Source organism: Faecalibacterium intestinale (genome assembly GCF_040096575.1).
In the GTDB taxonomy this organism is placed as follows: Bacteria; Bacillota; Clostridia; order Oscillospirales; family Ruminococcaceae; genus Faecalibacterium; species Faecalibacterium intestinale.
Map to the genome: position 1 here is coordinate 37,290 of NZ_JBBMEN010000001.1, position 22,242 is coordinate 59,531.

A 22,242-nucleotide genomic window follows, 5' to 3' on the forward strand; every position below is an offset into this window, starting at 1 on the left:
GTTACGGTCTCCTATATCGAATTTTACGGCTGAGAAATGCGGTGCCCTTTTTGAGCCAGTGCTGATTTTCCAAAAACACCACGGGCAGTTCCGTATACGCAATATGGTTCGTTTCCATCCAGACGTCCAGCAGCCGCTCGGCCAGAAAACCGTAAACACGGCCATTGTACGCATCATAACGGTCCGCATCGATACGCTTTTCGGCTTCTGCCAGCACATCGAACAACCATGTGCAGTATGCATCCAGAATGTCCCTGCGCATGACGAACATATTGAACCGATGCCCGCTGGTGCGCCCCATGACAGCTGCGTAGGCCGGCAGGTAGGCTGCGTATTTTTCTGCAAGGATACTCTGTACAGCATCCAGATCTTCCTTATGATGGGCGTGAATGTACTGGGTATAGGTCGTTTCGATCCAATAATTGCGCTTTTTCGGCAGGATCACAGGGGCTTTTTCCAGTGCAGCATGGATCTCGGTTCCTGATGCGATGCGGTCAAACTTTCTGCCGCCGGGCATTCTGCGGGCAAAATAACGCCGGTAATGCACCAACCCCAGATAATCTGCCTGCAGGTTTTTCCAGCCCCAGTAAAGAGCAGTCAGCTCACAATAGGATCTGTTTTTGTTTGAGATATTCTCTCCGGTGTCGTCTCTCAGCGCGTTTTCCATGCCCGGAATATGTACACCGCCCACCTGAATGGGCGCATAAACTGCATCTTCCGGCAGACAGTACGCTTTGTGCATCGCCACCAACAGCTTGATGTTCTCCATATATCACCCTGCCGTCTTACATCTTCCAGTAGTTGGCCACGGTCTGCCCTAACCGGACACCGCCGTACAGAAAGGTCGCTTTTCGCAGGAGGGACATCTGCCAGAAGTCTTTTGCCCAGTCTACCGTCGGCTGCAGGCTTTTTTGCAGCAGGCAGTTCCACACGGCAGTGCGCATACTGCCCAGAAACTGGTTCTGAAACGTATAAGCGGTCACGCGGTCAAAAACATCCAGCAAGCCGCCGCCGGATACCTCCGGCAGCTCGCCCTGTTCCAGTACAAAATACTTGGCAGGATAGTTCATTTTTCCTTTAACCTTTCGTTGTGATTTTGGTGAAGTCATTCTGGGAAAGAGGAGTGCTTTTGATCTACAATATATTTTTGCAATAAGGGTTTTATTTGCTGAAAAATAGTGATCTGTTACAGCACCAATTTCGCCCTGTCCCGCAATATAAGCAAAAGCTCTGGGTTTCAATGGATCCCAGTGCAATCATTTGTGCCCTATTGAATCATCTCATTCTGAAAGACAGAATGAGCCTATACTTGCAATAGTTTACCTCGTTTCCTGTCCTGCTGTCAAGTGTTTGTAGGATCATTGACCTATCTATGCAGACAGAAACGGGAAAATCTGTTTTCTCGGTTGTTCATATACATTGCTCCACGATCAAAAGCGTAATATAAAGATAGCACCATCGTGAGGACAACTTCTTTTTTGAAACAGGCGGTCAGTAAAAAGCGTCGCATCAAGCGGTGTGACATACCACTTTTGCCAAAGGTCTTGATTTCAAAAAAATCCATGGTATATTAAAACTGGAAAGCTCCAAACATGGAGTGGCATTACAATTTTGGAGACAAAGTGTTTTCGCTTATACAGCGAGGGTGCCTTATGAAAATCAAAGAAAGTCCATCTATCATTCTGGCGTTTCATGGGATGCTTGGCCGCAAGAAGCAGACCAGCCTATTGCTGCTTTTGCTGACACTGGTTTTCTCGTTCCTGACGGCGGCGGTGATCTACTCGGTCAGCTCTGCACAGGTATTGCAGGACACCCGCTGTGAACTATATGGCGAATGGCAGTACCTGCGTTTGTCGGATACTGCTGCGGACGCTGCACAGGCACAAAACACCTTGCCCGCATCCGCACAGGTCAGCACAGTGATCCAAAACGGAATCGTTCTCGGCGCAGACGATGGCGTGGCGGGCGGGATCGGAACGATAGACGATACCTTTGCACAGCTGGGACGTATTGTGCCGATCAGCGGTGATTTCCCCACGCAGCCCGATGAGATTGCCATGACGACGACTCTGCTGGATGCGCTGGGCTGCTCCTATGACGTAGGGCAGACGGTCACGCTGAAGGTCGCTGCCAATGATTACGACCCGCTGGCAGGCTCCGGCGCAGTGATGGAAAAAGCCTATACCCTGTGCGGTGTTTTGCCTGCCTATGATGTTTATTGGAATCTGAACGGCAATCTGACCGTCAGCGGCATTGTGACAGAGCCGCTTGCCTTGGACGGGCAAAAGTTCCAGACGTTTTATTACCTGAATACAACCGCACCCGTGACCGCTTCGACCGACCCTGCTTTAGTGGCAAACGAGTATGCCTACCCGCAGGAGGATACCGTCTCGTCCTCCCTGCGCTTTTTGCTGGTCGCAGCGATTCTGGTCAGCTTTTTTGCAGTGGCGCAGTATTTCCTGATCGTTCTGCACAAGCGTGTACATACTATCAATACCTTCCTGACGCTGGGGGCTAAAATCGGGATCTCCGGCTCATGTGCCTGTGGGAAGCGCTTTTTGCCGGGCTTGCAGCAGTTGCTGCAGGGTTTGCACTGGGCTGCGGTGCTGCGGCCGTCGGTCTGGGGCTGCAGAAGCACCTTTCGTTCTTGGTGATCCCCGCTGCATCTCTTGCGCCGCTGGCAGTGCTGTTTCTGCTCTCCGTACTGCTGGGCGCACTTTTGCCTGCGGTGCTGGTTCGCCCGCAGACCGCAAAACCCAAAGAGAAGCCTGCAAAAAAATTCCGCTTGGCACAGCTGCCGCTTGCACCGCAGATCGGTGTCGGCTGCGCGGTATTGCTGATCGCCGTCAGTTGTCTGTATGTCGGCTGGCGTGTCATGCTGCCGTATGATCTGGATGCACCGTATGCCTGTTTGTCCATCAAGATGAACGGAACCTCCGGGATGCCGTTTTCTCTGAAAGAGGATCTCGCTGCATTGCCCGGTGTGGAAGAGGTTTCCGCTGCAATTGATCTGACCGATACCTATACCGTGACATCAGACAAGATCCAGTCCAGCCAAATGCTCGCCGATATCTGGGTCAAGGACAACGGCAAAATCCCGAGTTTATTAATGCACAATGCCTCAAAAGGAACACTAAATACGACAGTCTGTGCTTTGCCGGATGATGAACTACGCCGCATTGCCGCAGATGCCGGCGTTTCGGACGAGGAAATAGAGACGCTGCTGGCAGGGGATTCTGTTTTGACCCTGTGGAGAGATTGCTATTATGACCCCGCTGCGGATGAGTATTATCAGGGCTTCCAACCGGATGGCAGTACGTTGGTTGAACCGGTTTTCGCAGCCGGAGACAAGTTGAGCATCCAATACCAGCGTTATACAGGGCAGGATGAAGCCGGGAATGAGGTCTACCGGACGTACACCGCCCAGCTGCCCATTGCCGGGGTCGTAAAGTCTGCAAGCAATTACACACTGCTGACAACAGACCGGATCCTTTTCAGCGGCACGATTTTTGTCAGTACGGCTCTTTACCATAAAATGTTTGAGAGCGCAGGCAGCTACTTTATGGAAAAGGAAGGATACAGCAGCCTGAACGTGAAACTGTCCGCTGACAGCAATTTCTCGTTGCGGCGGTCTATTTCCTCCATTGCGACGCGCAGGAATGGTATCCTGCGTGCAGATAACTACGACCTGATCAGCCAGAGCTACACCGAGGGCACACAGAGCGCTTTCCTTGTCGGCATCCTTGCGGTATTCGGGGTCCTTCTGGGGTGTGCGCTGCTGGTGGTTTTGAATCTTTCGGCTTATGAAGTCCAGCAGCAGCGGCTGTCGCTTCTCCTGACGCTGGGTGTTTCCCCGAAAAAACTGGTGCTGTCCTATGCAAAGCTGCTGCTCCCGGTCATCGTTGGGACAACGCTGCTTGTGAATATCGTTGTCTATGCGGCGGTCTCGCGTATCGTTCCGATCCAGAGCATTCTCGACCTGATCCGTATCCATACAAGCGGACGGGTGTTTGAATTCCATAAACCCGTGGGAAGTCAGATCATGGTCAGCATTCTGCTGATGGTATTCTGGCTGTCCGCAGCATTACTGCCGATCTTCTCCTTTATTCGTAAAAAAGCATCCAAGGGGGATATCTTATGAAAGATAAAATTCTGGAAGCGGTGCAGATCTCTAAAACCTACGGGGAAGGAGAAAGCGCTGTTCACGCCCTCAGAAATAGCGACCTGACCCTTGAAAACGGTACATTTGCGTCCATCATCGGTTCCAGCGGCAGCGGAAAATCTACGCTCCTGAAAATTCTGGGAGGACTTTTGCCGCCCACCACCGGTAAGGTGCTGCTGGACGGTCAGGACATTTATGCAATGAATGCGGAGCAGCTGGCACAGGTGCGGCGGCAAAAGATCGGCTTTATTTTTCAGGATTTCCGCCTGTTCCCGGAGTACACGGTGCAGGATAATATTCTGACCCCGTTTTATCTGGACCATAGAGCACCGGATGAACAGATGCTCCATAAGCTGACCGGAATCTTGGGCATTGCGGGCAAGCTGCATTCCCGCCCCGCACAGCTTTCCGGCGGACAGCAGCAGCGTGTGGCAATCGCCCGTGCGCTGATTGCAAAGCCCCACATCGTTTTTGCAGACGAGCCTACCGGAAATCTGGATACGCGGACGGGTGAGGATACGATGCGGCTGCTGATGGAATGTGCTGCGGAGTTCGGGCAAACGCTTATCGTTGTCACGCATAACCCGGAAATTGCGCAGAAGGCGCAGCAGGTCATTCGGATCGAGGATGGGCGGATCTTTTATAGCGCAATACTACCAATGAGTGTTAAGTCTCGCGGGAATAGCGGGGTATAAGAAAGGGGAATGGATATAGGTTTTGATCAGTGGCGCAAGGTGATGCAAAAATAGCACGGTGCATTTCTGTATCGTGCTAAAAATGGACAAACAAAAACCACGGTGCGTGTGCATCGTGGTTTAATCAAACGGAAGATATTTCTGCGCAAGACGTTTTTGCTCGGATATAAAGCCAAAAGCCGCCGCACCCTGCCCGGAAACTCCGGCAGCAGAATGCGGCGGCGTACTGTTACAAAAAACTTACTTGGAGATCTTCTGGCCGATCCAGATGCAGATGCAGGCACCGATCACCGAGATGGCAAAGGAAGAAAAGCTGCCGGAAGCGTGGATGCCCAGCAGGCCGAACAAAAACTCGCCCACAAAGCTGCCCAGCACACCCATCAGGATGTTGCGGCCAAGGGAAGTTTCCGTGCCCATAAAACGCCCGGCCAGATATCCGGCCAGTGCACCCACCAGTACGCCCACAAAAAGGGAAGCCAGCACGCCTACCAGCGACAGCAGACCGGTCAGACAGCCCACCAGTACACACAGCAGGGCAACGATAAGTAAAATGGTTAAGGTGATCATAGATTATACCTCCTTGAAAATCACGGCTCTGCCTGCTGCCCGGCGGCTTCGCGGGCGGTGCGGCAGATGTCTTTCAAACAGCATTTTTCGCATTCCGGCTTGCGGGCATTGCACACCGCACGGCCGTGCATCACAAAGCGGTGGCAAAGGTCGCTGCCTTCCTCCGGCGGGATGATCTTCCACAGGGCCATCTCCACCTTCTGCGGCTCCTTGATGCCGTCCACAAGGCCGATTTTATTGCACAACCGGATGCAGTGGGTGTCGGTAACGATGGCGGGCTTGCCGAACACATCGCCCATGATCAGGTTTGCGCTCTTGCGCCCCACGCCGGGCAGGGCAAGCAATTCGTCAAAGGTGTCAGGCACCCGGCAGTCGTACTTGTCCCGCAGCATCCGCATACAAGCCGAGATGTCCCGCGCCTTGGAGTGTCCCAGCCCGCAGGGCTTGACGATGGCTTCAATGTCCTCCGGTTCGGCGGCAGCCAGCGCCGCCACACTGGGGTATTTTGCAAACAGCTCTTCCACCACAATGTTCACCCGGGCATCCGTGCACTGGGCGGCCAGCCGCACGCTGACTAGCAGCTGCCATGCGTGGTCGTAGTCCAGTGTGCACCCTGCATCTGGGTATTCAGCCTTGAGACGCCGGATGACTTCCAGCGCCAGCGCTTTTTTTGCGGTAAGGTCCTCCGGGGCCTTTTTTCGTACCGGCATGGGACAAACCTCCTTTGAAAGGGAATACTTGAATCATACCATGTTTGACAGGATTTGTAAATGTTTACGGGACATTATCTGAGAATGATTTTCAGAAAAGCCCTTGTCCTCCTTTTCTAAATGCGTTATACTATATAAAAAGTGCCTTGCGGGCAGGGAAGGAGAAACCACCATGAACGAACCTCTTGCGCAGCGCCTGCGTCCCAAAACGCTGGCGGATGTGTGCGGGCAGCAGCATCTGCTGGCCCCGGGGCGGGTGTTCCGCCGCACCATCGAGAGCGGACGCATTCCCAACATGATCTTTTACGGCCCCTCCGGTACCGGAAAGACCACGGTGGCACGTATCATTGCCGAGAACAGCGGCATGACCCTGCACAAGCTCAACGGCACCTCCTGCGGCACAGGGGATATCAAGGCGGTGCTCAAGGATATCGGCACGCTGGCAGCGGCGGGCGGCATTCTGCTGTATCTGGACGAGATCCAGTACCTGAACAAAAAGCAGCAGCAGAGCCTTTTGGAATGCATCGAGGACGGCAGCGTCACCCTGATCGCCTCCACCACCGAGAACCCCTATTTTTACATCTATAATGCCCTGCTTTCCCGCTGCACTGTGTTTGAGTTCAAGCCCCTTGCCGCAGCGGATGTGGAGCGCGGGGTGCGCAACGCCGTGCAGCGCCTTTCCGAGGGGGAGCAGGTGCCGGTGTGCATGGACGAGGACGCCTGTGCCTATCTGGCCGAAAGCGCCGGGGGCGATCTGCGCAAGGCGCTGGGCTGTCTGGACTTTGCAGTCACGGCAGCACCGGTGGAAAACGGAGAAAAGCGCATTACTCTGGATATGATCCGGCAGGTCACCCGCCGCACCGCCATGCGCTACGACCGGGAGGGCGACGACCACTACGACATCGTTTCTGCCTACCAAAAGTCCATGCGCGGCTCCGACCCGGACGCGGCACTGCATTATCTGGCACGTCTGTTGGAAGCGGGAGATCTGCCCTCTGCCTGCCGCCGCCTGATGGTGTGCGCCTGCGAGGATGTGGGGCTTGCCTACCCGCAGATCATTCCCATCGTCAAGGCGGCGGTGGATGCCGCCAACATGGTGGGTCTGCCGGAGGCGCGTCTGCCGCTTGCGGACGCGGTCATTCTGGTGGCCACCAGCCCAAAATCCAACAGCGCCCACGACGCCATCAACGCAGCCATTGCGGATGTGCAGGCCGGGCGCACCGGCCCCATCCCACGCCAGCTGCAAAACAAGCACTTTGATGGCGAGGATGCGCTGGTGAAGGGGCAGAACTACAAATATGCCCACAGCTACGCAAACCACTGGGTACAGCAGCAGTACCTGCCGGATGTGCTGAAGGATACCAAATACTACACCTTTGGCGACAACAAGACCGAGCAGGCCGCCCGGGCGTACTGGGCAAAGATCAAAGGGGAAGAAAACGTCTGAACCGTGTAAAAAAGGAGGATGGATATGCGCTACTCAAAACAGCGGGAGCTTGTCATGCAGACGGTGGAGCGGCTGTGCGACCACCCGACTGCGGAAGAGATCTACGATAAAGCCGCACAGGAGTGCCCGAACCTGAGCCTTGGCACCGTGTACCGCAACCTGAACAGTTTGGTGGAGGCCGGGCGGGTGCGCCGGGTGTCCATTCCCGGCAAGGCCGACCGTTTTGACCACACCCTGCCGTGGCACAGCCATTTGTACTGCACCGTCTGCGGCGGCGTGACCGATGCAGATGTGGACGGAAAACAGGTGATGGAACTGGTCAAAAACCAGAAGGGCAGGGTGCAGGACTGCGCCGTGGTGCTGCTGGGCGTGTGCGAAGAGTGCTGCCGCAGACAGGATGCAGAGGTTGCAGCGGCCAAACAGGCATAAAATTTGCGTGTTTCCTCTTGCCCGCAGCGGCCAAACAGGGTATACTAAAGAGTGTCTTTTATAAAATAACAGAAAATAGAGTTTCGCCGCATGGGGCTACCCTGCCCGGCGGAGAAGGATGGTTTTTTTGGAATACATTAACTTTGAACATAATACCGTTGCCGCCGAGCTGGTGCGGCAGACCTACGACACCCCGCCGCTGGCCTTTGTGCACAGCTACGGCTGTCAGCAGAACGTCAACGACGGCGAGCGCATCAAAGGCGTGCTGGTGGATATCGGCTACGGCCTGTGCGATAAGCCCGAGGACGCCGACCTGATCCTGTTCAACACCTGCGCTGTGCGTGAGCACGCCGAGCAGCGGGTGTTCGGCAACGTGGGCGCGCTGAAGGGGCTCAAGGAAAAAAAGCCCGGTCTCATCATCGGCCTGTGCGGCTGCATGGCTAACCAGAAGCACGTTGTGGAAAAGCTGCGCAAGAGCTACCCCTATGTGGATCTGGTGTTCGGCGTGGACGGCATCGACACCCTGCCGCAGCTTGTTGCCCAGAAATTGCAAAAGCATAAGCGGGTGCTGCTGGACCCTGCCCAGCGTCCGGTCATCGTGGAGAATATCCCCATCCGGCGCGAGAGCGAGTTCCGCGCATGGCTGCCCATCATGTACGGCTGCGACAACTTCTGCACCTACTGCATCGTGCCCTACGTCCGCGGCCGCGAGAAGAGCCGCAAGCCCGGCGATATCCTTGCGGAGTTCCGCAGCCTTGTGGAAGCGGGCTATAAGGAGATCACCCTGCTGGGTCAGAACGTGAACAGCTATGGCAAGGGTCTGGAAGAGCAGATCGATTTCTCCGACCTTCTCAACCTGCTGTGCACCGTGCCCGGCGATTATCACATCCGCTTTATGACCAGCCACCCCAAGGACGCCAGCCATAAGCTCATTGATACCATCGCCGCCCAGCCGAAGCTGTGCAAGCACCTGCATCTGCCGGTGCAGTGCGGTTCCGACCGGCTTTTGCAGCAGATGAACCGCCACTATACGGTGGAGCAGTATCTGGAGCTCATCGAATACGCCCGCAAGACCGTGCCCGGCATCACCTTCTCCAGCGATATCATCGTGGGCTTCCCCGGCGAGACCGAGGAGGACTTTGTAAAAACGCTGGAACTGGTGCGCAAGGTGGGTTATATGCAGCTGTTCACCTTTATCTACTCCAAGCGTACCGGTACCAAGGCTGCCGAAATGCCGGACCCCACCCCCCGCAAGGAAAAGACCGACCGCATGACCCGCCTGCTGGCTACGCAGGACGAGATCGCCATGGCGCTGGTCAAGGCGCAGGTAGGGCAGACTGTCCGGGTGCTGGTGGAAGGTTACGGCCGCAACGAGGGCACCCTTTCCGGCCGACTGGACAATAATTTGACCGTGGAGTTTGCCGCCGACCCGGCACTGCTGGGCAGCTACGCGACCGTACATCTTACCGGTGCCCGCGCCACTGTGCTGCTGGGCGAAGTGGAAGCATAAAAACGTGATTCCGGGGTAAACTGCCCCAGAAAGAATAAAAACAACAAGGAGAACCCAATCATGGATTGCATTGATCTTTTCAAGCGTGCCGCTATGGCACTGCAGACCGACCCCCGCTACGTCATTCTGGATCAGGCCCGCAAGGCAAACGATAAGGATGAGGAGCTGCAGAACCTGATCGGCGAGTTCAATCTGGCCCGCATGGATCTGAACAATGAGATCGGCAAGAACGAGCGCGACGATGCCCGCATCGCTGAGCTGAACGAGAAGGTGAACAGCCTTTACGGTCAGATCATGGGCAACGAGGGTATGGTGGCATATAACGAGGCCAAGCGCGAGTGCGAGAATCTGGTCAACTATATCGACGCCATCATCAACACCGCCATGAACGGCGGCGACCCCATGACCGTGCAGGAGCCTTCTGCCTCCTGCACCGGCAGCTGCTCCACCTGCGGCGGCTGCCACTGAGCAGAGTTTTCATCGGAACGCGGCTGTGCAACACAGACCGCGTTTTGTTTGCACCGGCGGTTACAGCCCGCAAACCGGCTGACGGAACCATACAAGGGAAAGAGGAAAAACCATGGCAGAGCTTTCGCCCATGATGCAGCAGTATCTTGAGATCAAAAATCAACACAAGGACGAAATTCTTTTTTACCGCATCGGCGATTTTTACGAGATGTTCTTCGATGATGCCGTCACGGCGTCCCGGGAGCTGGATCTTACCCTTACCGGCAAGCAGTGCGGCCTTGCGGAGCGCGCCCCCATGTGCGGCGTGCCCTTCCACAGCTACGAGGGCTATGTGGCGCGCCTGATCGCCAAGGGCTATAAGGTGGCCATCTGCGAGCAGGTGGAGGACCCCGCTAAAGCCAAGGGGCTTGTCAAGCGGGACATCATCCGGGTGGTCACCCCCGGCACGGTCATTGAAAGCAGTATGCTGCAGGACGACCGCAACAACTACATTGCCAGCCTGTACCTCAAGGGCAAAAAGGCCGGTCTGTGCTTTGCGGATGTTTCCACCGGTACGGCGCATATCACCGAACTGACGGCGGATAAGATCGCCCCGGCGGTCATTACCGAGCTGTGCCGCTACCACCCCAGCGAGGTACTGCTGAACCCCGGTCTGCTGGACTGCCGCGAGGTGACCGCTTACATCAAGAAGAATATGAACTGCTCGGTGGAGCTGGTCGAGGACGAACGCTATGCGCCGGGGCTGGTGGCGTCTGCGCTGGAAGAGCAGTTTGGCCGCGACTGGCCGCAGACCACCGGCATAGCTGCCGAGGGTCTGGTGCGCTTTGCCATGGCCGCGCTGCTGGAATATCTGCACGATACCCAAATCAAGGGCGTGGAGCGGCTAAAGACCGTCATTACTTACAACGAAGCCCAGTTCATGCGGCTTTCACCGGTCACCCGGGCAAACCTTGAGCTGACCGAGACCCTGCGCGGACGCGAAAAGCGCGGCACCCTGCTGTGGGTGCTGGATAAGACCAGCACTGCCATGGGCAAGCGGATGCTGCGCAGCTGGATCGAGCAGCCGCTTATTTCCAGCCCGCTCATCAACCACCGCCTGAACGCCGTGGAGGCACTGGTGCGCCAGACCATGGTGCGCGGCGATTTGACCGAGGAACTGCATTACATCGCGGATCTGGAGCGCCTGATGACCCGCACGGTGTACGGCTCTGCCACCCCCAAAGAGATCTACACCCTTGCCCAGACCTGCGACCGTCTGCCCGGTCTGCGCAAGCAGGCGGAGGGCTGCAGCTGCCCGGAGCTTTCCGAGCTTGCCGCCAGCATCGACCCGCTGGAGGATATCAAGGCGCGCATTTATGCCGCAGTAGACCCGGACGCACCCTCCACCCTCAAGGATGGCGGCGTCATTGCCAAGGGTTACCATGCCGAGGTGGACGAGCTGCGCTCCATCCGCGACAACACCAAGGGGGTGCTGGCGCAGCTGGAAGCCCGCCTGCGGCAGGAGACAGGCATCCCCAAGCTGAAGATCGGCTATAATCATGTGTTCGGCTACTTCATCGAGGTGAGCAACTCCTACAAAAACCTTGTGCCGGAGACCTATATCCGCAAGCAGACCCTCACCTCCGGCGAGCGGTACATCACGCAGGAGCTGAAGGAGCTGGAAAGCAAGATCCTTGGCGCACACGAGCGGCTCATCTCGCTGGAGCGCCGCCTGTTTGACGAACTGCTGGAGAGCATCGGTGCCCAGCTGGACCGTATCCAGCGCACCGCCAATGCTATCGCCCAGCTGGATGTACTGGCTGCGCTGGCGCAGGTTGCAGCGGAAAATAACTACTGCCGCCCCATGGTGGACGACAGTGATGTGCTGACCATCACCGAGGGACGTCACCCGGTGGTGGAGCAGGTGCTCAAGGGCAGTATGTTCGTGCCCAACGATACCACCCTCAACTGCACCACCGACCGCTGCCTGATCATCACCGGCCCCAACATGGCGGGCAAATCTACCTATATGCGTCAGAATGCCCTCATTGCGCTGATGGCACAGATCGGCTCCTTTGTGCCGGCTGCCAGCTGCCATGTGGGCGTGGTGGATGCCATTTTCACCCGCATCGGTGCATCGGACGACCTTGCCGCAGGCCAGTCTACCTTTATGGTGGAGATGACCGAGGTGGCCGAAATTTTGAAAAACGCCACCGCTAAGAGCCTTGTGGTGCTGGATGAGATCGGCCGCGGCACCTCCACCTTTGACGGCATGAGCATTGCCCGCGCTGTGGTGGAGCATATCGCAGACCCTGCCAAAGGACTGGGCTGCAAGACCCTGTTCGCCACCCACTACCACGAGCTGACCGAGCTGGAAGGCACCGTAGAGGGCGTAAAAAACTACAACATCGCGGTCAAAAAACGCGGCGAGGACATCACTTTCCTACGGCGCATCGTGCGCGGCCCCGCCGACGACAGCTACGGCATCGAGGTGGCAAAGCTGGCCGGTCTGCCCGGCAGCGTGACCCGCCGCGCCCACGAGGTGCTGCGCACGCTGGAAGCATCTGCCCCCAAAAACAAGGTGGAGCAGATGGATTTTGACGCCTTGCAGGAGTACAATTCCCCGGCAGTGCCCAGCGAGATGATGGAAAAGCTGGAGACCGTGGATGTGGAAACGCTTACTCCCATTGAAGCGCTGAACTTTTTGTACGAGCTGAAAAAGACCCTCAAGGGCAGCCTGAACGGCTGACCATAAAATCAACCACAGGGGAGGGAAAATACCATGGCAGTCATCCATGTTCTGGATAAGCATACCGCTGAGCTGATCGCCGCCGGTGAGGTGGTGGAGCGCCCGGCATCGGTGGTCAAGGAGCTTTTGGAAAACTCCATCGACGCCGGTGCAACGCAGGTTACCGTCAGCATCGAGTCCGGCGGCGTAAAGCTGATCGAAATCAGCGATAACGGCACCGGCATTGATGCTGAGTATATCCCGACAGCCTTCATCCGCCACGCCACCAGCAAAATCGAAAAGCCGGACGACCTGAACAGCATCCATACGCTGGGCTTCCGCGGCGAAGCACTGGCTTCCATTGCCAGCGTGGCGCGGGTAGAGCTGCTCACCCGCACCGAGGTGGACGAGTTTGCCACCTGCTACCGCATCGCCGGCGGCGAGGAGCAGGGCAGGGAGCCTGCCGCCCGTGCTGTGGGCACCACCATCCGGGTGCAGGACCTATTCTACAATACCCCCGCCCGCATGAAGTTCCTCAAAAAGGACTCCAGCGAGGGCACCTTTGTGGCAGATAACGTAGGTCATGTTGCACTCAGCCACCCGGAGGTCAGCGTCAAATTCATCCGGGAGGGCAAGCTGCAATATGTCACCCCCGGCGATGGTCAGCTGCGCAGCGCCGCCTATGCGGTGCTTGGCCGGGAGTTCAGCCGCGACCTCATCGAGGTGCACTCCGAGGAAGGGTTGTACCGGGTCAGTGGTCTGATCACCCCGCCCAAAAGCTGCCGCGCCAGCCGCAGTATGCAGCATTTCTACATCAACGGCCGCTATGTGCGCAACCGCACCATCATGGCGGGCATGGAAATGGCCTTTAAGGGAACGACCATGCAGGGCAAGTTCCCGGGCGGCATCCTGCTGCTGGAAATGCCCACCGATCTTGTGGACGTCAATGTCCACCCAGCAAAGATCGAAGCCCGCTTTGCCCGGGAAAACGACGTGTTCGATGTCGTTTATCATGCGGTCAAGCTGGCACTGGCACAGCCCGGCACCGGGGAACGCCGCTTTACCTTTGAAGCGGACAAAAATGAGAAATCCGAAAAAGAAAACGATACAAAGAACGAAAATTCTGTAAAGAATAATCACTTTACGGGATTTTCTGCCGTGATTCCGGGTCAGGCAGACCCCGGTACGCTGCCCGCGCAGCGCTGGGAAGCCCCGGCTTTTACGGCAGATACCCCGCCGGTACAGCCCGCACAGCCTGCCCGCGTGGCTGCTGCTGTGCCCTCGTGGCGGCAGTCTGCCCCCGCAGAGGACATTCTGGATCCTGTGGTCACCCTCCACAGCCCGGAAAAACCGGATGCAACCGAAGTCCAGCCCGCGCTGCAGCCCTTCCGGGCAGCTGCCGGTGAAGCGCAGCTGGATGTGCACCCGGAAACGGACACCGCAGCCGACCCGCTGCTGGATCACATGGCGGCATGGAACACCGTACCCGCCGCTCCGGAGATCGAAGCCGCCACGGTGCCCTATCAGCCGGAAGAACCCGAACAGCCGGAACAGCCGGAGCAGCTGGGCTTTGATGTACCGCAGGGAGAAGAGCCGCTGCGGTATGTGGGCGAAGTTTTCCGCACCTATATTCTGGCCGAGCGGGGTGACGAGCTGTGCCTGATCGACAAGCACGCCGCCCATGAGCGCCAGCTGTACGAAAAACTTGCTGCCAACTACGGCAACGTGCCCAGCCAGCTGCTGCTGCAACCCGCCGCCATCGACCTTTCCGCAGAGGAAAAGCAGGCGCTGCTGGAAAACCAGCCCCTGCTGGAAAACGCCGGGCTGGATGTGGCGGACTTTGGCGGCAGTACCGTGCTGCTGCGCGCCGTGCCTGCGGACGTAGAGCCGCAGAACGCCGAGGACTTGCTGGTGGAGATCGCCGACCGCCTGCTCAAGGGCAGCCGGGACGCACTGAACGAGCACACCGAGTGGGTGCTGCACTCCATCTCCTGCCGCGCCGCCATCAAGGCGGGGGACAAGTCCTCCCCGCAGGAGCTTATGGCACTGGCCGAGAAGATCCTCTCCGGCGAGGTGCCGCCTTTCTGCCCCCATGGTCGTCCCTGCGTGCTCAAACTTACCCGAAAGGAGTTGGAAAAGCAGTTTGGACGCATCGTGTAATGCAAAACCCGCCGTGGTGGCTGTGGTAGGCCCCACCGCCACCGGCAAGACCGCGCTGGGCGTTGCGCTGGCGCAGCGGTTCTCCGGCGAGGTCATCAGCGCCGACTCCATGCAGATCTATAGAGGTTTGGATGTGGGCACTGCCAAGATCACCCCGCAGGAGACCTGCGGCATCCCGCACCACGGCGTGGACATCCTCACCCCGGAAAAGACCTTCAGCGTGGCGGATTTCACCGCGCTGGCAGGGGAGTATATTCAGGATATCACCGCCCGGGGGCATCTGCCGCTGCTGGTAGGCGGCACCGGACTGTATGTGCAGAGCCTTTTGTACGGGGTGCGCTTCACCGCCGAAAAAGCCCCGGACGGCCTGCGCGAGCAGCTGACCGCCGAGTTGGAAGCCATCGGCCCGGAAGCCATGTATGCAAAACTGCAAGCCGTGGACCCGGAAGCCGCCGCTGCCATCCACCCCAATAATAAGGTGCGGGTGCTGCGGGCGCTGGAGCACTACCGCGCCACCGGCAAGCGTCTTAGCGAACAAAAGGCCGATTCGCTGCCGCCGGAGCGTCCCTACCGCAGCCTTGTGCTGGGACTGGACTTCCCGGACCGTGCAGCGCTGTACCGCCGCATCGACCTGCGGGTGGACAAAATGCTGGAAGCCGGGCTTTTAGCCGAGGCGGAATACGTCTGGCACAACCGCGAAGCCTTCCGCACCGCCGCACAGGCCATCGGTTATAAAGAATTTTTTCCGTATTTTGAGCAGACTGCAGCGCTGGATGCCTGCACTGAAAAACTCAAACAGGCTTCCCGTAACTACGCCAAGCGCCAGCTGACATGGTTCCGCCACATGGACGGGGTCACATGGCTGGATGCCGGGGCTGAGGACGTGCGGCAGACCGCCCTGCGCCTGACCCAAGACTTTTTATCGAAAGGATGATCCTTATGCCGGAAACCCCTCAGGAACCGCGCCACAAGCTCTCTGCGCTCACCACGCTGGCAGTTGTGATGGCCACCTTTTTGCTGGCGGCGGCAGTGTATGTCTGCTGGCAGGCGGCGCACATCCTTTTCCCTCAGAACGTCTACGAAACGGCGCTGCCCATCACCATCTCCGATACCATTGAAGCGGACGGCGTGCTGCTGTTTGACGAAACCTGCATTTCCGGTAACGGCAATCTGGGCTACCTTGTCTCGGATGGCGAGCGGGTGTCGGCGGGCACTGCCGTTGCAGAGCTGTACACCGACGCCAATCAGGCGGTGCTGCGCCAGCAGCTGACCCAGCTCACCAGCCAGATCGATCTGTTGCAGCGCTCCCAGAATACCGCAGCCACCCAGCTGGACGGTCTGCTCAAGGAGCGCTCCGGCGCACTGTACGATCTGCTGGATGCATTGGACACCGACCGCTACAGCGATGTGGACAGCAGCGCCGATGCTTACCTGTTGGCGCAGAACAAGCTGTGGATCACCACCGGCGATACCGCCGGCTTTGCGGATCAGATCGCGCTGCTTGCCCAGCAGGCACAGACCGTGCAGGCCCAGCTGGGCAACCCCACCCAGATCACCGCCCCCACCACCGGCTACTTTGTCCGGGCTGCCAGCAGCGGACGGCTGAACGCCGGTGCTGCGGACATTCTGGCGCAGAGCCCGGAGCAGCTCAAGGCCTATCTGGACTCCGACCCCGAGATGCCGCTGGATGGCTGTGTAGGCAAGCTGGTGGCCGGGTTCAGCTGGCAGTACGCCGGTGTGTGCTCGGCAAAGCAGGCCGAAAAGCTGCTGGGTTCGGACGGCAAGCCCCTGCGCACGGCAGTGGAGATCAGCTTTCCCGGCCAGAGCGATGCCGCCTTGCGCGCTACCGTCACCGAGGTGACCGTTGATGCAGAAAAGGATGTTGCCCGCTTTGTGCTGCACTGCAATTCCATCAACGGCGACGTGCTGTGTCTCAACCACGCCCGTGCCCGCATCAGCACCGGGGAAAGCACCGGTCTGCGGGTGCCTGCTGCAGCGGTGCACTACCTGAAGGAGGACGGCACCGAGGCCGAAACGCAGGGCGAAAACTATATCCCCGGCGTGTATGTCAAGTACGGCAACATTGCCCGCTTCTGTAAGATCGACCCCGTGGATGCTGACCATCCGCTGGTCACGGAAGGGGATTACATCCTTGTTTTGCCCAAGGGAACGGACGGTTCTGTCAGTCAGGTAAGGCTTTATGACGAAATAATCGTCTCGGGACAAAATTTATATGACGGAAAACTTTTGTAGTTATTGACATCTGCTGCAAAAAATCAGATAATAGTAAAAGCTATTTGCATTCTTTTTGCAAAGAACGCCAGGCAGCCGGGCGCTGCCCGAATGAAAGGAGCAGATAATTATGTCTTTGCTGGATAGCATTAAAAAGGGCCTGATGGGTGAAGGGGACGAGTACGAGGATCAGTACATCGATGACGGCCCCCAGATGGTGAACAACAACAGCGGCGTCGGCATCGGGATGGATGAAGAGACCGAAGAGCCTGCCGAGGGCACCAGCAAAAAGAACAAGGTGGTCAATATCCACGCTACCACCCAGCTCAAGGTGGTTTTGGTCAAGCCCGAGCGGTTCGAGGATGCCAGCACCATTGCCGACCATCTGAACAACAAGCGTACCGTGGTGCTGAATCTGGAGTCCACCAACAAGGAAGTCTCCCGCCGTCTGGTGGATTTCCTGTCCGGCGTGGCTTATGCCAACAACGGTCAGATCAAGCGCGTAGCCAACAGCACCTTTATCATTACCCCGTACAACGTGGATATCATGGGTGACCTGCTGGACGAGCTGGAGAACAATGGCGCATTCTATTGATCCGGCGGCCGGTGCGGTGCGCGGCTTTGTGCCCGCCCGCAACGATGAGGAACGCTATCTCATGCGGCATATCGAGGATCTTGCCGATGCGGCTTTTTCCCGCGGCATAGCCCGGTACTCCGCGTTCCTCAGCGACCGGGAACAGGATCTTGCCCGGGCGGCACTGGGGCGTGCCGGTGTGCGGGACGGCTGGCGTTTTGATGGCGGCTGGCCCGAAGCCGAGCGCCGGGTGCTTTGTCTGGAGCCGGAGTACAGCTACGGCGAGTGTCCGGTGCGCTGCGTACAGCTGCAGTGCCGGGCGCTGCCCGGTGCGGCGCTTCCGGCGCACAAGGACTATCTGGGCAGCCTGATGGGGCTTGCCCTCAAGCGCGAAGCACTGGGCGATATCCTGCTGCCCGCCGATGCGCCGGGCACAGCCTATGTGTTTGCGCTGGAGCCGGCGGCAAAGCTCATCTGCCGGGAGCTGTGTCAGGCGGGGCGCACCGAGGTGTCCACCCGTCTTTTGGAGCCGGAAGAGATCCCGGCTTTCCCGGCACCGGAGCGGCAGCTGCTCACTGCCACCGTGTCCTCCCTGCGGCTGGACGCGGTGCTTTCTGCCATGCTGCACGTCAGCCGCGGTACTGCTGCGGAGCTGATCGAAGCGGGCAGGGTAGAAATCAACCATCTGCCGGTAGAAAAGCCCCATGCCCCCGTATACGAGCAGGATGTGTTCACCGTGCGCGGCAAGGGCCGCTTCCGGCTGACCGCATTGCCCGGGAAAAGTAAAAAAGATCGTTCGATCATTGAGTTCTTTCAATATTAAAAGCTATGGGAGGAAATGACTATGCTGACTCCGCAGGATGTCCGCTCTGTACAATTTGAAAAAAACCTCCGCGGCTACCGTACAGAGGACGTGGATCGTTTTCTGGACAAGGTCGAGGAGCAGCTGCAGCAGAACGATGCGCAGGCAGAGCAGCTGCGCAAGCAGATCGCAGATCTGACCGCAGAGAATCAGAAGCTCAAGGGCGAGCTGCAAAGCTTTGAGGCTGACGGCGATATGCTCAAGAGTGCGCTGATCAATGCTCAGCGCATGGGCGAAAACGTGATCCGCGAAGCAAACCAGAAGGCTGAGGAGATCATCCACCGCGCAAATCTGCGGGGCGACGATATCATCCGCGATGCCAACGAGCTGCTGCAAAAGGCAAGCGACCGCGCAGACGAGATCGAGAACGAAGCTAATGAGAAGCGTATGGCGGAGGAACGGGAGTACGACCGCGTCCGTCTGGAGGTCACCCGCTTCAAGGCCGATGTGCTCAATTTGTACCGCAGCCATGTGGAGTCTTTGAGCCGTCTGCCGGAGTTCCAGAAGGAAACCAAGGAAGCTGCACAGGACGCCCCCGCACAGGACGCAGAGCCTGCGCAGGAGACTGCCGCAGAGCAGCCCGCCGCACAGCCTGATGCTGCCCCCGCAGCCGACGCTGCAGCAGCTCCGGCCGAGCAGCCTGCCGAAACGACCAAAACCACCGAACCTGCCGCCCCTGCCGATGACGACAAGGCGGCTGACAGCAGCGAGGATTTCTGGGCAAAGGACGAAAGCCAGCTCAAGCTGGACCCGCCTCCTGCTGATATGAAGCCGGACGAGCCGGACTATGATGCTTTTCAGGGCGTCAAGTTCAGCGAGTAAGGCACCCAACGCAAAAATAGAGGAGAGTGTAAACCATTGGCTAAGAACAAATCGCAGTACGACAGTACGTTGAATCTGCCCAAGACCCTGTTCGAGATGCGTGCCGGCCTGCCCAAAAAGGAACCGGTCATGCTCAAGGATTGGGACGACAACGACCTGTACAACCAGCTCATGAAGCACAATGAGGGCAAGCCCCAGTTCATTCTGCACGACGGCCCTCCGTATGCAAACGGCAATATCCACATGGGCACTGCCCTGAACAAGATCATCAAGGATATCATCATCCGCGAAAAGAACATGGAGGGCTATCAGGCTCCCTATGTGCCCGGCTTTGATACCCACGGCCTGCCCATTGAGCTGAAGGCTCTGTCCTCGGTCGGCGACAAAAAGAAGGACATCTCCAAGCTGGAGCTGCGCCAGATCTGTGAAAAGTTTGCCACCGAGCATATCGACATCATGAGCGACCAGTTCAAGCGTCTGGGCGTTATCGGTGACTTCGAGCACCCCTACCTGACCCTGAAGCCTGAGTTTGAAGCGCGTCAGATCGAGATCTTCGGCGAGATGGCCAAGAAGGGCTACATCTACAAGGGTCTCAAGCCCGTGTACTGGTGCCCGGACTGCCGCACCGCGCTGGCAGAAGCCGAGATCGAGTACGGTGAGGACGACTGCGATTCTATCTTTGTGCGCTTCCACGTCTCGCAGGATCCCAACGGTGTGCTGGCAAAGTACGGCATCCCCATGGATAAGACCTACTTCGTCATCTGGACCACCACCACCTGGACCCTGCCCGCCAACGAGGCTATCTGCCTGAACGGTCAGTTCGAGTATTCCTTCGTCAAGATCGGCGAGGAGTACCACATCATGGCCACCGATCTGGTCAAGAGCGTCATGGACGCCTGCCACATCGAGAACTACGAGATCGTGGGCGAGCCTGTTTCCGGCGCTGAGTTCGAGCTGATGCGCTACAACCACGTCTACCTGCCCAAGGAGGGCTGGGTCATTCTGGGCGACCACGTCACGCTGGAAAGCGGTTCTGGTTGCGTGCACACCGCAGGCGGCCACGGCGTGGACGACTTCAACGTCTGCCAGAAGTATCCGCAGGTGCCTATCACCGTGCCTGTGGACGACGGTGGTTACCTGACCGAGCTGGCCGGCAAGTACGCTGGTCAGCGCGTGTGGGCAGCCAACAAGACCATTCTGGCCGACCTGACTGCTTCCGGCGCTGTGATGGGTCAGGTGCACATCAAGCACCAGTACCCCCACTGCTGGCGCTGCCACAACCCCATCATCTTCCGCGCTACCGAGCAGTGGTTCTGCTCCATTGCCAAGTTCCGCGAGGACGTGTACAAGGCAATTGATACCGTCACCTGGATGCCGGATTGGGGTCATGACCGCATGACCGGCATGGTGCGTGACCGCAACGACTGGTGCATCAGCCGCCAGCGCACTTGGGGCGTGCCCATCCCCGCCTTCTACTGCAAGAAGTGCGGCACCTACCACATCACCGACGCTACCATCAAGGCTGTCAGCGCCCTGTTCCGCAAGGAAGGCTCTGACGCATGGTATAAGTACGATGCCGAGCAGATCATCCCCGCAGGTGAAGTGTGCGAGAAGTGCGGCGCTTCCGAGTGGGAGAAGGACACCGACATCATGGATGTCTGGTTCGACTCCGGCTCTACCCACGCCGCCGTGCTGGACGAGCGTCCCGAGCTGCGTTTCCCCGCCGATATGTATATGGAAGGCGGCGACCAGTTCCGCGGTTGGTTCCAGTCCAGCCTGCTGACCAGTGTTGCAAGCAAGGGCTGTGCACCCTATAAGTCCGTGCTGTGCCACGGCTGGGTGGTGGACGAGCAGGGCAAGCAGATGCACAAGAGCGCCGGCAACGGCGTGGAGCCCAGCGAGATCATCAAGGACTACGGCGCCGATATCATCCGCCTGTGGGTGGCTTCTTCCGACTACACCGTGGACGTGCGCGCCGGCAAGAACATCTTCAAGCAGCTCAGCGAAGCTTACCGTAAGATCCGCAACACCGCCCGCTTTATTCTGGGCAATCTGGACGGCTTTGACCCCAACACCGATTGTGTGGCAGACGACCAGCTGCAGGATATCGACCGCTGGGCACTGGCTGCGCTGGATGACCTGATCGTCAACACCAACGCAGGCTACGCTGTGTACGACTTCAACAAGGTCTACCACGCCGTGTACAACTTCTGCGTGGTGGCTATGTCCAACTTCTATCTGGACGTCACCAAGGATCGTCTGTACTGCACCAACGGCACCGCCCGCAAGGCAGCCCAGACCACTATGTACAAGATCCTTGTCGCTTTGGACAAGATCATTGCCCCCATCCTGTGCTTCACCAGTCAGGAGATCTGGGACTTCATGCCCAAGACCGAGGGTATGAACAAGTATGTGGTGTTCGAGCAGATGCCCAAGGCCGGCCAGTACGCCGCCGACGATGCCTTCAAGGCAAAGTGGGCACAGCTCATCGCCGTGCGCGACGAGGTCAAGAAGGTGCTGGAGCAGGCCCGTGCTGAAAAGCTGATCGGTGCTTCTCTGGAAGCTTCCGTCACCCTGTACTGCAACGATGCCGTCTATGACCTGCTGAACAGCATCCCCATGGACGAGCTGGCCGACCTGATGATCGTCTCCCATGTGGAGCTGGTCAAGGGTGAGGGCGGCGCTGCCAGCGCTGTCGAGGGCTTGGGCGTTGCAGCTGCACACGCCACCGGCGACAAGTGCGAGCGCTGCTGGAAGTACTCTGCTTCCATCGGCAGCCATCCTGCACACCCCACTCTGTGCGCACGCTGCGCCAGCGTTGTGGAAGCATAAGCGTCCCGCATCAATACAAATCTGTTTTGTAAAAGGGCGGCGCTCCCTTGACCGGGGAGCGCCGT

General features: G+C 58.1%; 19 protein-coding genes. 15 read left to right on the plus strand and 4 right to left on the minus strand.

Features of this window, described 5'->3' with window-relative positions:
* Position 1: 1 nt before the first annotated feature.
* Both WMO20_RS00160 and WMO20_RS00165 read right to left on the minus strand, forming a co-directional pair.
* A complete protein-coding gene (locus tag WMO20_RS00160; RefSeq protein WP_349185465.1) occupies positions 2-769 on the minus strand; it encodes a DUF4422 domain-containing protein in 768 nt (255 codons plus the stop codon).
* Between the two features lie 16 nt (positions 770-785).
* The gene (locus WMO20_RS00165; RefSeq protein WP_112091769.1) at positions 786-1,070 is read right to left on the minus strand and encodes a hypothetical protein; all 285 of its coding nucleotides are present in this window, start codon (positions 1,068-1,070) and stop codon (positions 786-788) included.
* 582 nt (positions 1,071-1,652) lie between these two features.
* Between WMO20_RS00165 and WMO20_RS00170 the strand changes: the two genes are divergently transcribed.
* Genes WMO20_RS00170 through WMO20_RS00180 form a run of 3 tightly spaced genes read left to right on the plus strand, consistent with a single transcriptional unit; the run spans position 1,653 to position 4,857 of the window.
* Positions 1,653-2,654: a hypothetical protein gene (locus WMO20_RS00170; RefSeq protein ID WP_349185466.1), complete on the plus strand. Its 1,002-nt coding sequence runs from the start codon at positions 1,653-1,655 to the stop codon at positions 2,652-2,654.
* Between the two features lie 29 nt (positions 2,655-2,683).
* A complete protein-coding gene (locus WMO20_RS00175) occupies positions 2,684-4,141 on the plus strand; it encodes a hypothetical protein (protein ID WP_349185467.1) in 1,458 nt (485 codons plus the stop codon).
* The gene (locus WMO20_RS00180) at positions 4,138-4,857 is read left to right on the plus strand and encodes an ABC transporter ATP-binding protein (protein ID WP_349185468.1); all 720 of its coding nucleotides are present in this window, start codon (positions 4,138-4,140) and stop codon (positions 4,855-4,857) included. The genes WMO20_RS00175 and WMO20_RS00180 overlap by 4 nt, the downstream gene beginning before the upstream one ends.
* 240 nt (positions 4,858-5,097) lie before the next feature.
* Here WMO20_RS00180 and WMO20_RS00185 read toward each other — a convergent pair whose 3' ends face one another.
* Together WMO20_RS00185 and WMO20_RS00190 are read right to left on the minus strand one after the other, a co-directional pair.
* The gene (locus tag WMO20_RS00185) at positions 5,098-5,424 is read right to left on the minus strand and encodes a GlsB/YeaQ/YmgE family stress response membrane protein (protein ID WP_112089788.1); all 327 of its coding nucleotides are present in this window, start codon (positions 5,422-5,424) and stop codon (positions 5,098-5,100) included.
* Between the two features lie 20 nt (positions 5,425-5,444).
* Positions 5,445-6,134, minus strand: a complete 690-nt coding sequence (locus tag WMO20_RS00190; protein WP_112089789.1) for an endonuclease III domain-containing protein — start codon at positions 6,132-6,134, stop codon at positions 5,445-5,447.
* 172 nt (positions 6,135-6,306) lie between these two features.
* On the opposite strand from WMO20_RS00190, the gene WMO20_RS00195 reads away from it, so the two are divergent.
* The 12 genes from WMO20_RS00195 (at position 6,307) to ileS (ending at position 22,177) form a co-directional block, all read left to right on the plus strand.
* Positions 6,307-7,581, plus strand: coding sequence for a replication-associated recombination protein A (locus WMO20_RS00195; protein WP_015538564.1), 1,275 nt, complete (start codon positions 6,307-6,309; stop codon positions 7,579-7,581).
* A gap of 24 nt (positions 7,582-7,605) precedes the next feature.
* Positions 7,606-8,010, plus strand: a complete 405-nt coding sequence (locus WMO20_RS00200) for a Fur family transcriptional regulator (RefSeq protein ID WP_112089790.1) — start codon at positions 7,606-7,608, stop codon at positions 8,008-8,010.
* 118 nt (positions 8,011-8,128) lie between these two features.
* Complete coding sequence (miaB, locus tag WMO20_RS00205; protein ID WP_316540278.1) at positions 8,129-9,520, plus strand: tRNA (N6-isopentenyl adenosine(37)-C2)-methylthiotransferase MiaB; 1,392 nt, start codon at positions 8,129-8,131, stop codon at positions 9,518-9,520.
* 60 nt (positions 9,521-9,580) lie between these two features.
* On the plus strand, positions 9,581-9,988 hold the full coding sequence (locus WMO20_RS00210) for a YlbF/YmcA family competence regulator (RefSeq protein ID WP_005925591.1): 408 nt from the start codon (positions 9,581-9,583) through the stop codon (positions 9,986-9,988).
* Between the two features lie 112 nt (positions 9,989-10,100).
* On the plus strand, positions 10,101-12,716 hold the full coding sequence (gene mutS / locus WMO20_RS00215) for a DNA mismatch repair protein MutS (RefSeq protein WP_349185469.1): 2,616 nt from the start codon (positions 10,101-10,103) through the stop codon (positions 12,714-12,716).
* Positions 12,717-12,749: 33 nt separating this feature from the next.
* Positions 12,750-14,855, plus strand: a complete 2,106-nt coding sequence (gene mutL, locus WMO20_RS00220; RefSeq protein ID WP_349185470.1) for a DNA mismatch repair endonuclease MutL — start codon at positions 12,750-12,752, stop codon at positions 14,853-14,855.
* Positions 14,856-14,868: 13 nt separating this feature from the next.
* Positions 14,869-15,789, plus strand: coding sequence for a tRNA (adenosine(37)-N6)-dimethylallyltransferase MiaA (gene miaA, locus WMO20_RS00225; RefSeq protein ID WP_435387751.1), 921 nt, complete (start codon positions 14,869-14,871; stop codon positions 15,787-15,789).
* Positions 15,790-15,794: 5 nt separating this feature from the next.
* Positions 15,795-17,108, plus strand: a complete 1,314-nt coding sequence (locus WMO20_RS00230; protein WP_349185472.1) for a biotin/lipoyl attachment domain-containing protein — start codon at positions 15,795-15,797, stop codon at positions 17,106-17,108.
* A gap of 109 nt (positions 17,109-17,217) precedes the next feature.
* Positions 17,218-17,682 carry a cell division protein SepF gene (locus WMO20_RS00235; protein WP_005925611.1) on the plus strand — a complete coding sequence of 155 codons (465 nt, stop codon included), beginning with the start codon at positions 17,218-17,220 and terminating at the stop codon, positions 17,680-17,682.
* Positions 17,666-18,484 (plus strand): YlmH family RNA-binding protein, encoded by an 819-nt coding sequence (locus WMO20_RS00240; protein WP_112120717.1) that lies wholly within the window; start codon positions 17,666-17,668, stop codon positions 18,482-18,484. Before WMO20_RS00235 ends, WMO20_RS00240 begins: the two co-directional genes overlap by 17 nt.
* Before the next feature lie 21 nt (positions 18,485-18,505).
* Positions 18,506-19,345: a DivIVA domain-containing protein gene (locus tag WMO20_RS00245; protein WP_238066678.1), complete on the plus strand. Its 840-nt coding sequence runs from the start codon at positions 18,506-18,508 to the stop codon at positions 19,343-19,345.
* A 36-nt stretch (positions 19,346-19,381) separates the two neighbouring features.
* Entirely contained in the window at positions 19,382-22,177 is a 2,796-nt protein-coding gene (gene ileS / locus WMO20_RS00250; protein ID WP_349185473.1) for an isoleucine--tRNA ligase, read from the plus strand.
* Positions 22,178-22,242: the final 65 nt, after the last annotated feature.

Excerpts from the sequence above, each read along its gene's own strand:
- WMO20_RS00170 (WP_349185466.1), top strand. The coding sequence starts at position 1,653 with ATGAAAATCAAAGAAAGTCCATCTATCATTCTGGCGTTTCATGGGATG.
- WMO20_RS00230 (WP_349185472.1), top strand. The coding sequence starts at position 15,795 with ATGCCGGAAACCCCTCAGGAACCGCGCCACAAGCTCTCTGCGCTCACC.
- WMO20_RS00240 (WP_112120717.1), top strand. The coding sequence starts at position 17,666 with ATGGCGCATTCTATTGATCCGGCGGCCGGTGCGGTGCGCGGCTTTGTG.
- WMO20_RS00195 (WP_015538564.1), top strand. The coding sequence starts at position 6,307 with ATGAACGAACCTCTTGCGCAGCGCCTGCGTCCCAAAACGCTGGCGGAT.
- mutS (WP_349185469.1), top strand. The coding sequence starts at position 10,101 with ATGGCAGAGCTTTCGCCCATGATGCAGCAGTATCTTGAGATCAAAAAT.
- WMO20_RS00245 (WP_238066678.1), top strand. The coding sequence starts at position 18,506 with ATGCTGACTCCGCAGGATGTCCGCTCTGTACAATTTGAAAAAAACCTC.
- WMO20_RS00185 (WP_112089788.1), bottom strand. The coding sequence starts at position 5,424 with ATGATCACCTTAACCATTTTACTTATCGTTGCCCTGCTGTGTGTACTG.
- WMO20_RS00210 (WP_005925591.1), top strand. The coding sequence starts at position 9,581 with ATGGATTGCATTGATCTTTTCAAGCGTGCCGCTATGGCACTGCAGACC.
- WMO20_RS00180 (WP_349185468.1), top strand. The coding sequence starts at position 4,138 with ATGAAAGATAAAATTCTGGAAGCGGTGCAGATCTCTAAAACCTACGGG.
- WMO20_RS00160 (WP_349185465.1), bottom strand. The coding sequence starts at position 769 with ATGGAGAACATCAAGCTGTTGGTGGCGATGCACAAAGCGTACTGTCTG.
- mutL (WP_349185470.1), top strand. The coding sequence starts at position 12,750 with ATGGCAGTCATCCATGTTCTGGATAAGCATACCGCTGAGCTGATCGCC.
- WMO20_RS00235 (WP_005925611.1), top strand. The coding sequence starts at position 17,218 with ATGTCTTTGCTGGATAGCATTAAAAAGGGCCTGATGGGTGAAGGGGAC.
- WMO20_RS00165 (WP_112091769.1), bottom strand. The coding sequence starts at position 1,070 with ATGAACTATCCTGCCAAGTATTTTGTACTGGAACAGGGCGAGCTGCCG.
- miaB (WP_316540278.1), top strand. The coding sequence starts at position 8,129 with ATGGTTTTTTTGGAATACATTAACTTTGAACATAATACCGTTGCCGCC.
- WMO20_RS00190 (WP_112089789.1), bottom strand. The coding sequence starts at position 6,134 with ATGCCGGTACGAAAAAAGGCCCCGGAGGACCTTACCGCAAAAAAAGCG.
- WMO20_RS00200 (WP_112089790.1), top strand. The coding sequence starts at position 7,606 with ATGCGCTACTCAAAACAGCGGGAGCTTGTCATGCAGACGGTGGAGCGG.